This is a genomic window from Caballeronia sp. GAFFF1, assembly GCF_023630705.1.
In the GTDB taxonomy this organism is placed as follows: Bacteria; Pseudomonadota; Gammaproteobacteria; order Burkholderiales; family Burkholderiaceae; genus Caballeronia.
On sequence record NZ_JALQEM010000006.1, the window covers coordinates 1 to 12,964 of the forward strand.

Below are 12,964 nucleotides of genomic sequence, written 5' to 3' on the forward strand. Positions count from 1 at the left end.
GCACACACTCTCTCTTCTCGCTCTTGCGCTCGCGCTTCCTCCGCCCATACGGAGACAACTCAGACTCCTCCCCCCCCCCCCCCCCCCCCCCCCCCCCCCCCCCCCCCCCCCCCCCCCCCCCCCCCCCCCCCCCCCCCCCCCCCCGACGCCGCCCGCGTCCTGTCGATGCTGTCCATCGTCACGTCCATCGGCCCGCTGCTCGCGCCGCTGATTGGCGGGCAATTGCTGCTGCTCGGCGGCTGGCGCGTCGTGTTCGTTGCGCTCACGCTCTTCGGCACGCTGTGCGCGGTGACCGCGTTCCTGCGCGTGCCCGAAACGTGGCCGAAGGAGAAGCGCGCGGGCGCGGCGCTCGGCCCGTCGTTCGCGGCATACGGGCATCTCCTGACCGATACCGTCACGTGGGGCCACGTGCTGTGCGGCGGCATGGCGTTCGCGTCGATGTTCGCGTATATCACCGCGACGCCGTTCGTCTACATCGACTATTTCCACGTCAAGCCGCAGCATTACGGGCTGCTGTTCGGGCTCAATATCGTCGGGATCATCGGCGGGAACGTGCTCAACACGAAGCTCGTCGGGCGCGTGGGCGCGATGAAGATGATCTCGGCTGCGGCGTTCGTCAGCGTCGTGGCGGCCATCGTGGTGGCGTTCGTCGCGCTGACGGGATGGGGCGGCTTGTGGTCGATCGTCGCAAGCCTGTTCTTCGTCGTCGGCGTGGTCGGACTTCTGTCCGCCAATTGCACGACCGAACTCATGCACCGTTATCCGCGCAACGCAGGCGCGGCGGCCGCCGTCTTCGGCGCGATGCAGCTTGCGCTCGGCGCGCTCGCGAGTCTCGCCGTCGGCTTCTTTCACGACGTCTCGCCGCACGGCATGGGCATCGTTATCGGCACGTGCGGCGTACTGACGTTCGCCGGTCGCACGCTCGTCATGCGCTCGCACGCGTCGCCCGTGCGCGTCTGAGATCAGGCAGTCGCGCGGCGCGCGGGCAAAAAAAACCTCGCGCGATGGCGAGGTCAATCCTGGGTCAAAGGTGCTTCCAACTCGACTCATGCTGCCCTGGGTCAGAAGGCGGCGCGGTCGGGCGGTTTTCAGTGGGCAGTATTCGTCCGGGTCAAAGGTGAATACTCGCTCGATTCGGTCTGGGCGATAGGCGTCTCCTCCTGTCGAGAATCGGGTGCCTGGGTCAAAGGTGTTCCCGATCGGTTCGTTTCGGTCGAAAAGTCAGTCAAGCCATTCCCGTTGCCGCGAACCTTCTGTCGAGGAAGGCGTTTCGCCGGATCAACAAGGAATGGTTGAACTATAGGCGCGCCGTAAGCTGCGCTATATCGAACGAATTCGAATCGTAAGAGAGCGACGCTTTTTCACCGAAACGCGCCGTTGCTCCGTGAGCGGATCAGGGCTGTGGCGGCAGCGGCCCGACAACCGACGCGAGGAACGTGAACGCCGCCGCTTCGGCCTGCGCCACCGCTTCCGGCTCGACGCCCGCGCCGTGCCCGCCTTCACCCGTTTCCTGATACCAGACGTTGTCGTGGCCTTGCGCCTGCATTTTCGCGACCATCTTGCGGGCGTGGCCCGGATGCACGCGGTCGTCGCTCGTCGATGACGTGAAGAGCGCCGGCGGATAGACGGCATCCGCTTCGACGTTCTGATACGGCGAATAGGCCATCAGATGCGGGAGATCGGCGGCGTCGTCCGGATCGCCGTACTCGTCGATCCAGGATGCGCCTTGCAAGAGCGTATGAAACCGCGCCATGTCGACGAGCGGCACTTCGGACAGCACCGCGCCGAAGCACTCCGGCCGCTGCACCATGCACACGGCGGTGAGCAGGCCGCCGTTGCTCGCGCCGCGAATGGCGAGCTGCTTCGCCGTGGTGACGCCGCTTTCGACGAGCGCCTGCGCGACCGCGACGAAATCGTCGAACGAGACTTGCCGGTTCTCGCGCAGCGCCGCCTGATGCCATTGCGGACCGAACTCGCCGCCGCCGCGAATGTTGGCCACCGCGTAGAGACCGCCGCGCTCCAGCCACGCAATGCCGGTCGTCGCATCGTAATGCGGGTCGAGCGCGACTTCGAAGCCGCCATAGCCGTAGAGCAGGCAGGGCCGCGCTTGCTGTGGCGCGGGTACCTCGACATCGCGGCCGATCAGCCAGTACGGAATGCGCTCGCCGTCGGGCGCGATCGCGTGACGGCGCACGGCGGTGAGCCCGCTCGCGTCGAACTGCGCGGGCAGGCGCGCGAGCAAGGTCCACGGGGCGTCGCTGGCAAGATCGGCGTGATAGAGCGACGGCGGCATCAGAAAGTGCTCGACGTGGATGAGCACCGTATCGTCGCGTTCGCTATCGACGGAATCGACATAGCTCTGGCTCGCCTGGGGCAACGCAAACTCGCGCGATTGCCACGCGCCGTCGTCATCCGCGGGCGGACGCCAGAGCGTGACGCGCGGCGTGCCGTCGTCCATTTGCGAGACGATCAGCCAATGTTTCGTGAAGTCGATGCTCGCCAGCACGCGCCGCTCGGCGGGCGCAAAGAGGGCAGTGAAATGGCGCGAGCCGTCGAGAAACGCGTCGCGCCGGATCACGGTGAGCGAGCCTGCCGCGTGACGCCGGCCGCCCACGTTCCATTGCTTGCGCGGCGTGACGAAAAGCCAGCCGTTCCAGTGCTCGATCTCGACATGCTGAGGCAGGTCGTACTGACGCCATTCGTTCGCGGTTTCGTCGAGCCAGAAGTGCAGCGTGTCGTAGAACGTCACGGCGCGAGACGCCAGATGCAGCTTTTCGAGCGGATCGTAGTCCGCGCCCGCCGATACGTCGCGGCGCGCGCCTTCGAACACGACGGGCGCATCCGCGAGCGGCGTGCCGCGCTTCCAGCGCCGCGCCTGACGCGGAAAGCCCGACGTCGTGAGCGCGGGCCGCGCGCTCGTCTTGCTGTCGTCCCAGCCGACATAGACCGTATCGCGGTCGATCCACGAAATGTCGTGCTTGCCGACGTCCGGCAGCGCGAAGCCGTCTTCGACGAAGCGGCGTTGCCCGATATCGAACTCGCGCACGATGCATGCATCCGATCCGCCCGGCGACAGCGAGACCAGCGCGCGGTCGTAGCCGGGGTAGAGCATGTCGAAGTCGGCGAGCGCCCAGCGCGTGTCGTCGTGCTCGTTCGTGTTGAGGTCGAGCGCGTCGACATCGAGCACGATGTCCCATTCGGGCGTTCCGGCGAGCCACGCGCTCCACGGCGCGCGGCGCACGATGCCGAGCGGATGCGCGTCGTCTTGCCACGTGTTGTAGGCCCAGTCGCCGTAGCGCGAGCAGGTGACGATGCGATCCTGCGACGTGTACGCCTTCTCCAGCCGCGCGGCGAGCGCGCGCGCGTCGGGCGTGTCGCCGAACGCGGCTTCGGTGCGGCGATTCTGCGCATCGACCCAGGTTTGCACGCAGGCGTCGTCGAGCGATTCGAGGCCGATGAAGGGATCAGGGTTGTCGGCTTGCGGCCAGAGGAGCGCGGGGTGATCGGAGAGAGGGGGCATAACGCGGCGCATTCGAAAGCGAAACGCTGATTGTGCCGCATCGGCGCGAGCGCGCCATTAAAGAAAAAGCCGCGCACGAGGCGCGGCTTGGAAGCTAATTAGCGACGACGGCGCTCAGGCCAGCCGCTCTTCCGTCTTCGGATCGAACAGCACCGCCTTCGACACATCGAACAGCAGCGTCATGTTCGACAACGGCTGCGGATTGCTCGCCGGGTGCACGCGCGACACGATGCGCTTGCCGTTGACCTGCGCGAACACGAGCGTGTCCGGGCCGGTCGGCTCGATCACGTCGACGCGCACGTCCATCGGTTGCAGGCTCGCGTCTGCGACGTCGTGCGCGCTGCGCGCGTCCGTGATGCGCTCCGGGCGCAGGCCGAGCACCACGTCCTGGCCGATCCTGCCGCGCAGCTTCGCGGCATCGAACGGCAGCTTCAGCACATTGCGCGCGACGCCCGTGTCCAGTTCCAGTCCGACGCCCGCGCCGGCCTCGACCAGCTTGCCGCTAATGAAGTTCATCGGCGGCGCGCCGATGAAGCCCGCGACGAACAGGTTCGACGGCGAATCGTAGATTTCCTGCGGCGCGCCGAACTGCTGCACGATGCCGTCTTTCATCACCGCGATGCGGTCGCCGAGCGTCATCGCTTCGATCTGATCGTGCGTCACGTAGACGATCGTCGTGCCGAGGCGCTGATGCAGCAGCTTGATTTCCGAGCGCATCTCGATACGCAGCTTGGCGTCGAGGTTCGAGAGCGGCTCGTCGAAGAGGAACATCACCGGATCACGCGCGAGCGCGCGGCCCATGGCGACGCGCTGACGCTGACCGCCCGACAGTTGCCCCGGCTTGCGGTCGAGCAGGTGGCCGATCTGCAGCGTTTCCGACACGCGATCGACGATCTTCTTCTGCTCGTCCTTCGGCACCTTGCGGATGTTGAGGCCGAACGAAATGTTGTCGCGCACGCTCATGGAAGGGTAGAGCGCGTAGGACTGGAACACCATCGCGATATCGCGGTCCTTCGGCGAGAGGTTGTTGACCGTCTTGCCGTCGATCATGATGTCGCCGCGCGTGACCGTCTCGAGCCCCGCGATCATGTTGAGCAGCGTGGACTTGCCGCAGCCCGAGCCGCCGACGAGGATCAGAAACTGTCCGTCCTCGATGTCGATATTGACGCCCTTGAGAACCGGCACCCCGTTCGGGTAGGTCTTGTACACGTCACGGATGGAAAGGCTTGCCATGCTTGAATCCTCTATGTTGTCTCTTCAGCGGGAAGCGCGTTCGTTGCGCTCAACCCTTCACCGCGCCCGCCGTCAGGCCGCGCACGAAGTAACGTCCTGCGATCATGTAGACGAGAATCGTCGGCAAAGCCGCGATGATCGCGCCCGCCATGTCCACGTTGTATTCCTTCACGCCCGTCGACGTATTGACGAGGTTGTTCAGCGCCACCGTGATCGGCATGGAATCCACGCCGGAGAACACGATACCGAACAGGAAGTCGTTCCAGATCTGCGTGAACTGCCAGATCAGGCAGACCATGAAGATCGGCAGCGAGACGGGCAGCAGGATCTTCGTGAAGATCATGAAGAAGCCCGCGCCGTCGATGCGCGCCGCCTTCACGAGTTCAGCCGGAATGCTCACGTAAAAGTTGCGGAAGAACATGGTCGTGAACGCGATGCCGTAGATCACGTGCACCAGCACGAGGCCGCTCGTCGTGTTCGACAGTCCGAGGAAGCCTTGCAGCCGCGCCATTGGCAGAAGAATGGCCTGAAACGGAATGAAGCAGCCGACGAGCAGCATCGTGAAGAACGCGTCCGCGCCGCGGAAGCGCCAGTGCGTGAGCACGTAGCCGTTGAACGCGCCGATGATCGACGAGATCAGCACGGCGGGAATCACCATGCGCACGGAGTTCATGAAGAACGGCTCCATGCCGTCGCAGCGCACGCCGGTACACGCTTCCTGCCACGCCTTCACCCACGGCGCGAGCGTGAAGTGCGTGGGCGGGGTGAGCAGGTTGCCGGTGCGAAGCTGGTCGAGGTCCTTGAACGACGTGGACAGCATCACGTAGATCGGGAACAGGAAGTAAAGCGCGAAAAGAATCAGCACCGCGTAAATGACGGCGCGGCTGATCGTCATCTTAGGCTGCATTGCGAGTGCTCCTCGATTCCAGATACATGAGCGGCACGAGAACCGCGACGACCGTGGCGAGCATCATCATCGACGAAGCGGCGCCGACGCCCAGTTGTCCCCGGTTGAACGAGAACGTGTACATGAAGATGGCCGGCAGCGACGACGACGTGCCCGGTCCGCCCGCAGTCAACGCGACGACGAGGTCGAAGGTCTTGATCGTGATGTGGCAGAGAATCAGCAGCACGGAGAAGAACACCGGACGCATGCTCGGAATCACGATCTTGCGGTAGATGGTCGGCAGCGTTGCGCCGTCCACTTGTGCGGCCTTGAAGATTTCGCTGTCCACGCCGCGCAGGCCCGCGAGGAAAAGCGCCATCACGAAGCCGCTCGATTGCCAGACCGCCGCGATCACGACGCAGAAGATCGCCTTGTCCGGGTCGCCGAGCCAGTTGAAGGTGAAGCTCGTCCAGCCCCAGTCGTGGAACACCTTTTCGATGCCGAGGCCGGGGTTCAGAATCCATTGCCACGCGGTGCCCGTCACGATGAACGACAGCGCCATCGGATAGAGAAAGACCGCGCGCAGCGCGCCTTCGTTGCGAATTTTCTGGTCGAGCAGGATCGCGAGGAAGAGGCCGAGGGCGACGCAGATGGCGATGAACGGAATGCCGAACCAGCCGAGGTTGGCGGCGGAGGTCCACCAGACGTCGTTGGCGAAAAGCTGCCGGTATCGGTCGAAACCGGCGAACTCGTAGCGCGGCATCAGTCGCGATTCGGACAGCGACAGATAGCCTGTCACGGCGATGAAGCCGTAGACGAAGACGAGCGCGATCACGATGCTGGGAGCGAGCACCAGCTTGGGAATCCAGCGATCGGCGAGCGCCGCCGTGGGCGAAGCGCGGCGAGGCTGGTGCGGACTCTTTTCCGCGGTACCGCTGAGGGAGGCAGTCACAACTCGACTCCTGGAAGATGCGCCGGCGCTTGAATGGCGCCATGACGCGCTTGAATGACGCTGACTTGCGCGCGCGGTGCGAAGGTGTGCTTTCGGATCGGCTGACTTCGGCACGACCGGCGCTTGGTACGACGTTATGTGACGCTTCTGTGGCTCGGGCGGCGGGCGGCCGTGCTGCGCCGCCTGCCGCCCGTCACGCTGCTACGTCCTTATTTCGTCTTGGCGGCGTTCGCGAGCGCCTGAACCGCGCTCTTCGAATCCTGCGACGAATTCATGAACTTCGTCACGACGTCGGTCATGGCGCCCGCGACAGCGTCGCCCTGAGCCATGCCGTGTGCGAGCGACGGAACATAGCCGCCCGACTTGATCGCCGTCTGTTCATCAGCGTAGGACTTCTTCGCGCAGTCGTCGAATTTGTCCATCTTCACGCCAAGACGCACCGGGATCGAGCCCTTGTTCAGGCTGAACTGTTCCTGGAAGTCCGGCGACATGATGGTCTTCGCGAGCGCGAGCTGGCCCGGCGTGGCCGTCTTCTGGCCCTTCTGCTGGAAGAACACGAACGAGTCGACGTTGAACGTGTACGCCTTCTCGGTGCCCGGCACGGCGGCGCAGACGTAGTCCGTGCCCGCCTTCTTGTTCGCGCCGGCGAATTCGCCCTTCGCCCAGTCGCCCATGAACTGCATGCCGGCCTTGCCGTTGATGACCATGGCCGTGGCGAGGTTCCAGTCGCGGCCGGTGCGGCCGCTATCGAAGTAGCCCTGGATCTTGCGGACGGTGTCGAACACCGAGACCATCTTGTCGGAGGTCAGCGTCTTCTGGTCGAGATCGACGATGGCCTTCTTGTAGAAGTCCGCGCCCTGCGACAGCACGACGTCTTCCCACAGCGTCAGGTCTTGCCACGGCTGGCCGCCCATCGCGATCGGCATGATGCCGGCGGCCTTCATCTTGTCGGCCACCTGGAAGAACTCGGCCCACGTCGTCGGGACCTTGCCGCCTGCCTTGTCGAGCGCCGCCTTGTTGATGTACAGCCAGTTCACGCGGTGCACCGAGAACGGCGCGGCGACGTAGTGGCCGTCAGCGTGGATGATTTTGTCGATTTCCGGCGGCAGGTTCTTCTTCCAGTCGCCGGCGACGGAGTCGATCGGCACCAGCACGCCTTGCTCCGACCATTCCTGGATCAGCGGACCCTTGATCTGGGCCGCCGACGGCGCGTTGCCCGAAATCACCTGGGTCTTCAGCGCGGTCATGGCGGCAGCGCCAGCGCCGCCCGCGACCGCGAAGTCCTTCCACTGATAGCCCTGCTTGGTCATGTCGTCCTTGAGCACGCCGACCGCTTTCGATTCGCCGCCCGAGGTCCACCAGTGCAGCACGGAAACAGCCTCGGCAGCCTGCACCGCCGACGCCGTCGCGCCGCACAGAAGACCTGCGGCGCACAGCGCGCCCATGAGCTTACGGACTTTCATTGTTTATCTCCTCCAGCACCTGAACAAGTAACGAGTGGCCCCTGATGTCGCCAGGAAGCGTTGAAAAAACGGTGGTTACACAACGGCAATGCTTGGGTGGCCGGGACTCGGGTGTCGGGTGTGTCGGCGGAGAAGCGCGCCACGCGGGCGATGCATGCGCGCGTGCGAAGCCGGCAGTCCGATATCCGATAGTCGGCCGCTCGGCTCTCAAGAGATGAGTAGGTCAAATCGCAACGACTGTCTCCTCTGCGAGCCGATGGCGTCATGCCTGTGCCGGCCCATGCTAGTGATTGCTTTTGATTTTTACCCGCGCACACGAGCCGCGAATGCAACGCGAAACGAGAGGGCGCAGGCGCGAGGCGGTACACGTGTGAAACGCAGCCGGTGCATGGAAGCAGCGATTTCCGGTCTTCGCTAACATGAGTACGCGGTCGCCTTAGGGAAAACACTCAGCTTCTGATTGACAAGCCATTTTTTTCCCGGGTGACATTTCCTCTTGATTTGGATTGTAGTTAAACTACAATTCAGTGTCAAAAAAAATTTTGTCGAACTACGGTACCCTTTCGTTCGACGTCCCACCGACTTCACAGGCGGCCTCAAAACCCATGCAAAGCGACTCGAATTTCATCTTCGTGCTCTTCGGCGGGACCGGCGACTTGTCGATGCGCAAGATTCTTCCGGCGCTGTTCGAAGCGCACCGGGCGGGCATGCTGGCCGCGTCGGGCAAGATCGTCGCGGTGGCGCGCGGCGCGCAGGCTCCCGGCGAATACCTCGCGTGGGTCGAGGAACACGTGAAGCCTCACGTGTCGAAGCAGGGCCTCGACGAAGCCGCGTGGCGCAGCTTTCTGGAGCGCATCGAATATGTGCAGCTCGATCTGGGTCGCGCGGAAGACTTCGTGGTGCTGCGCGACGCGCTCGCCAAATACGACGGCACGCGCGTCTTCTATCTCGCGACGGGGCCGTCGCTCTTCGTGCCTATTTGCCGCGCGCTGTCGGAAGTCGGTCTGAACCAGAACGCGCGCATCGTGCTGGAAAAGCCGCTCGGCTACGACCTGGAATCGTCCAACGCCATCAACGACGCGGTCGGCGAAATCTTTCAGGAAGAACAGATCTACCGGATCGACCATTACCTCGGCAAGGAGCCGGTGCAAAACCTCCTGGCGCTGCGCTTCGGCAATGCGCTCTTCGAGCCGCTGTGGCGGCGCGAATGGGTCGAGAGCATCCAGATCACCATTGCGGAAGAACTCGGCGTGGAAGCGCGCGGCGACTTCTACGACAACACCGGCGCGTTGCGCGACATGGTCCAGAACCATTTGCTGCAACTGCTTTCCATCGTGACGATGGAGCCGCCGCATTCGATGGATTCCGACTCCGTGCGCGACGAAAAGCTGCGCGTGCTGCGCGCGCTGAAGCCAATCGACGAGCGCGATATCAGCCGCGTCGCCGTGCGCGGGCAGTATCACGCGGGCGTGATCCGCGGCGCATCGGTGCCGGCCTACGCGACGGAAGCCGGCGTGCGCCCCGACAGCAACACGGAAACCTTCGTCGCGCTGAAAGTCGAAATCGAAAACTGGCGCTGGGCCGGCGTGCCGTTCTTCCTGCGCACCGGCAAGCGGCTCGCCGACCGCGTCGCGGAGATCGTCGTGAATTTCCGGCCCGTGCCGCATTCCGCGCTCGGCGCGAATGCGCTGCGCGCGGGCGCGAACCGGCTCGTGATCCGCTTGCAGCCGAACGAGACCATTCGCCTCTACTGCCTCGCGAAGCAGCCGGGCGAGGGCATGAATCTCGCAAGCGTCCATCTGGACCTCGCGTTCGACCAGTTCTTCAAGGAAGGGCAGATGGAGGCGTACCAGCGGCTGTTGCTGGACGTGATCCACGGGCGGCTTGCGCTCTTCGTGCGTCGCGACGAGCAGGAAGCCGCGTGGCGCTGGGTCGAGCCGATTCTGAACGCGTGGGCCGCGTCCACGAACAAGCCCAAGCCGTACGCGGCGGGCACGTGGGGGCCGGCGGCGTCGAGCGCCATGCTCGCGCAGCATGGCACGTGCTGGCTGGAAGAAGAGAATTGAGGGCGTCGCGCTGACGGCTCCGTTCAGAGAGACGCCGCGCGGACGCCAGCACACAAGACCGCTTCGCGGGCCGTTCGCGGCTTCGCGGCATAAGGCGGGTCGATAAACCAAGACAAGCAGGATGGAGGAGCAGTGATCGAGCTTCGCACTTTCGACGACCCGCGCGCCCACTCGGACGCGCTGGCGAGGGCCGTCAGCGGCGCGCTTGCCGCGTCGCTCGCGGCCAGGGGCGCCGCATCGGCCGATGCCGGCGCAGCCGCATCAGGACAGTCCGCTCATGCCACGCTCGCCGTGTCCGGCGGCACGAGCCCGCGTCCGTTCTTGCAGACGCTCTCGCACGAGCCGCTCGGGTGGGCGCACATCGACGTGACGCTCGTCGACGACCGCTGGGTGCCTGAAACCGATTCCGCGAGCAACGCGCGCCTCGTGCGCGAGACGCTTCTGCAAGACGCGGGCGCGGCCGCCTACTTCCTGCCGCTCGTCGATACGTCCGCCACGCTCGAAGCGCACGTCGCCGCGCTGAACGCCGACGCGCGCCGCCGTCTGCCGGACGTCGCCGTGCTCGGCATGGGCGAGGACGGCCACACGGCATCCATCTTCGCGGACGCGCCCGAATGGGACTTCGCCGTTTCCACGCAGGACCGCTTTGTCGCCGTGCATCCGGGCAGCGCGCCGCATGCGCGCGTGAGCCTGTCGATGTCCGCTCTCAAGCAGGTGAAGCAGCTTTTCCTCTTCATCTCCGGCCAGAAGAAACTGGACGTGCTGAACGCGGCGCTCGCCGCGCGCCAAAAGAATGCCATCTCGACCCTGGCCAACGATGAAGGAGTGAAGCTCGATGTCTACTGGTGTGCATAAGGCCGCGCCGGCGGCGAGCCACGCCGATGGACCGAGGCTGCTCGCCGACATCGGCGGCACCAACGCGCGCTTCGCGCTGGAGACGGCGCCCGGCGAAATCGGGCAGATTCGCGTGTATCCGGGCGCCGATTACCCCGGCATCGCCGAAGTCATGCAGCAGTATCTGAAGGACACGAAAGTCGGCCGCGTGAATCACGCTGCGATCGCGATCGCCAATCCGGTGGACGGCGATCACGTGAAAATGACGAACCACGACTGGAGCTTTTCGATCGAAGCGACGCGCCGCGCGCTCGGCTTCGACACGCTGCTGGTCGTCAACGACTTCACCGCGCTCGCGATGGCGCTGCCCGGCCTCACCGATGCGCAGCGCGTGCAGGTGGGCGGCGGCGCGCGCCGGCAGAACAGCGTGATCGGCCTCCTGGGTCCGGGCACGGGCCTCGGCGTGTCGGGTCTGATCCCCGCGGACGATCGCTGGATCGCGCTCGGCAGCGAAGGCGGACATGCAACCTTCTCGCCGTTCGATGAAAGCGAAGACCTCGTCACGCGCTATGCGCGCCGCAAGTTCCCGCACGTGTCGTTCGAACGCGTGTGCGCGGGGCAGGGGCTGGAGCTGATCTACCGCGCATTCGCGGAGCGCGACAACGTCGCGGTCGCCGACACCTTCACCGCCGCCGACGTCACCACGCGCGCGCATCAAGGCGAGGCGCTCGCGCTCGAAACGGTGAACTGCTTCTGCGCGATCCTCGGCACGTTTGCGGGCAATATCGCGGTGACGCTCGGCGCGCTGGGCGGCATTTATATCGGCGGCGGCATCGTGCTGAAGCTGGGCGAGCTGTTCCACAAGTCGCCGTTTCGCGAGCGGTTCGAGTCGAAAGGGCGCTTCCAGCAGTATTTGTCCGGCATTCCGACTTACGTCATCACCGCGGAATACCCGGCGTTTCTCGGCGTGTCCGCGATTCTGGCCGAGCAGTTGTCGAACCGCGCGAACAGCGGATCGTCGGCGGTGTTCGAGCGCATTCGCCAGATGCGCGATGCCCTCACGCCCGCCGAACGGCGCGTGGCCGATCTTGCGCTGAATCATCCGCGCTCGATCATCAACGATCCGATCATCGACATTGCGCGCAAGGCCGACGTGAGCCAGCCGACGGTGATTCGCTTCTGCCGCTCGCTCGGCTGTCAGGGCCTCTCCGACTTCAAGCTGAAGCTCGCGACGGGGCTCACCGGCACGATTCCGGTGAGCCACAGTCAGGTGCATCTTGGGGATACGGCCACCGATTTCGGCGCGAAGGTGCTGGACAACACCGTGTCGGCCATCCTTCAGCTGCGCGAGCATCTGAACTTCGAGAACGTCGAGCGCGCGATCGACATTCTGAACGGCGCGCGGCGCATCGAGTTCTATGGCCTCGGGAATTCGAACATCGTCGCGCAGGACGCGCACTACAAGTTCTTCCGCTTCGGCATCCCGACGATTGCGTACGGCGATCTGTACATGCAGGCGGCGTCGGCGGCGCTGCTCGGCAAGGGTGATGTGATCGTGGCCGTGTCGAAGTCCGGTCGCGCGCCGGAACTGCTGCGCGTGCTGGAAGTGGCGATGCAGCAAGGTGCGACGGTCATCGCGATCACGTCGAGCAACACGCCGCTCGCCAAGCGTGCGACGGTGGCGCTGGAGACGGATCACATCGAGATTCGCGAGTCCCAGTTGTCGATGATCTCGCGCATTCTGCATCTCGTGATCATCGACATCCTCGCGGTCGGCGTGGCCATTCGCCGCGCGGCGCCGCAGCCGGGCGCGAAGATCAGCGAGACGGTCGCGCAAGCCCGCGAGTCCAGCGACGACGAAGCCGCCGCCGTGCTCGACTGGCTGAGTCACGGTGCGTCGGGCATGGCGAAGGAATAGCGCCTGAGCAGTTCGAACGAAAAGGGCCGCCGATGCGAATCGGCGGCCCTTTTCTTTGGCGCACAAGACAACGGCGCGGCTCCTTGCGGGGG

At 64.9% G+C, this 12,964-nt stretch carries 9 protein-coding genes; 4 read left to right on the top strand and 5 right to left on the bottom strand.

The genetic code is table 11. From position 1 onward, the window contains the following. Positions 1 to 960, top strand: a 960-nt coding sequence (locus NCR37_RS03860) for an MFS transporter (protein ID WP_250471855.1), incomplete at its 5' end; no start/stop codon positions are given. A gap of 433 nt (positions 961 to 1,393) precedes the next feature. Here the strand turns inward: NCR37_RS03860 and NCR37_RS03865 are convergent. From NCR37_RS03865 to NCR37_RS03885, 5 genes are all read right to left on the bottom strand, one after another. Then, on the bottom strand, positions 1,394 to 3,520 hold the full coding sequence (locus NCR37_RS03865) for a prolyl oligopeptidase family serine peptidase (protein ID WP_250471856.1): 2,127 nt from the start codon (positions 3,518 to 3,520) through the stop codon (positions 1,394 to 1,396). Between the two features lie 114 nt (positions 3,521 to 3,634). Further along, a complete protein-coding gene (locus tag NCR37_RS03870) occupies positions 3,635 to 4,753 on the bottom strand; it encodes an ABC transporter ATP-binding protein (RefSeq protein ID WP_250471857.1) in 1,119 nt (372 codons plus the stop codon). A 49-nt stretch (positions 4,754 to 4,802) separates the two neighbouring features. Continuing rightward, positions 4,803 to 5,660 (bottom strand): carbohydrate ABC transporter permease, encoded by an 858-nt coding sequence (locus tag NCR37_RS03875; RefSeq protein WP_250471858.1) that lies wholly within the window; start codon positions 5,658 to 5,660, stop codon positions 4,803 to 4,805. Further along, on the bottom strand, positions 5,650 to 6,591 hold the full coding sequence (locus NCR37_RS03880) for a carbohydrate ABC transporter permease (RefSeq protein ID WP_248321663.1): 942 nt from the start codon (positions 6,589 to 6,591) through the stop codon (positions 5,650 to 5,652). Before NCR37_RS03880 ends, NCR37_RS03875 begins: the two co-directional genes overlap by 11 nt. A 209-nt stretch (positions 6,592 to 6,800) precedes the next feature. Further along, positions 6,801 to 8,054 (bottom strand): ABC transporter substrate-binding protein, encoded by a 1,254-nt coding sequence (locus tag NCR37_RS03885; RefSeq protein ID WP_248321664.1) that lies wholly within the window; start codon positions 8,052 to 8,054, stop codon positions 6,801 to 6,803. A gap of 605 nt (positions 8,055 to 8,659) precedes the next feature. Between NCR37_RS03885 and zwf the strand changes: the two genes are divergently transcribed. The 3 genes from zwf to NCR37_RS03900 all read left to right on the top strand — a co-directional run bounded on the left by zwf (position 8,660) and on the right by NCR37_RS03900 (position 12,872). Next, positions 8,660 to 10,120, top strand: a complete 1,461-nt coding sequence (gene zwf / locus NCR37_RS03890; RefSeq protein ID WP_250471859.1) for a glucose-6-phosphate dehydrogenase — start codon at positions 8,660 to 8,662, stop codon at positions 10,118 to 10,120. A gap of 132 nt (positions 10,121 to 10,252) precedes the next feature. Then, positions 10,253 to 10,975, top strand: coding sequence for a 6-phosphogluconolactonase (pgl, locus tag NCR37_RS03895; protein WP_250471860.1), 723 nt, complete (start codon positions 10,253 to 10,255; stop codon positions 10,973 to 10,975). Further along, positions 10,956 to 12,872 carry a bifunctional transcriptional regulator/glucokinase gene (locus NCR37_RS03900; RefSeq protein ID WP_206467803.1) on the top strand — a complete coding sequence of 639 codons (1,917 nt, stop codon included), beginning with the start codon at positions 10,956 to 10,958 and terminating at the stop codon, positions 12,870 to 12,872. Before pgl ends, NCR37_RS03900 begins: the two co-directional genes overlap by 20 nt. Positions 12,873 to 12,964 lie beyond the last annotated feature (92 nt).

Excerpts from the sequence above, each read along its gene's own strand:
- NCR37_RS03865 (WP_250471856.1), bottom strand. The coding sequence starts at position 3,520 with ATGCCCCCTCTCTCCGATCACCCCGCGCTCCTCTGGCCGCAAGCCGAC.
- NCR37_RS03870 (WP_250471857.1), bottom strand. The coding sequence starts at position 4,753 with ATGGCAAGCCTTTCCATCCGTGACGTGTACAAGACCTACCCGAACGGG.
- NCR37_RS03875 (WP_250471858.1), bottom strand. The coding sequence starts at position 5,660 with ATGCAGCCTAAGATGACGATCAGCCGCGCCGTCATTTACGCGGTGCTG.
- NCR37_RS03885 (WP_248321664.1), bottom strand. The coding sequence starts at position 8,054 with ATGAAAGTCCGTAAGCTCATGGGCGCGCTGTGCGCCGCAGGTCTTCTG.
- zwf (WP_250471859.1), top strand. The coding sequence starts at position 8,660 with ATGCAAAGCGACTCGAATTTCATCTTCGTGCTCTTCGGCGGGACCGGC.
- NCR37_RS03900 (WP_206467803.1), top strand. The coding sequence starts at position 10,956 with ATGTCTACTGGTGTGCATAAGGCCGCGCCGGCGGCGAGCCACGCCGAT.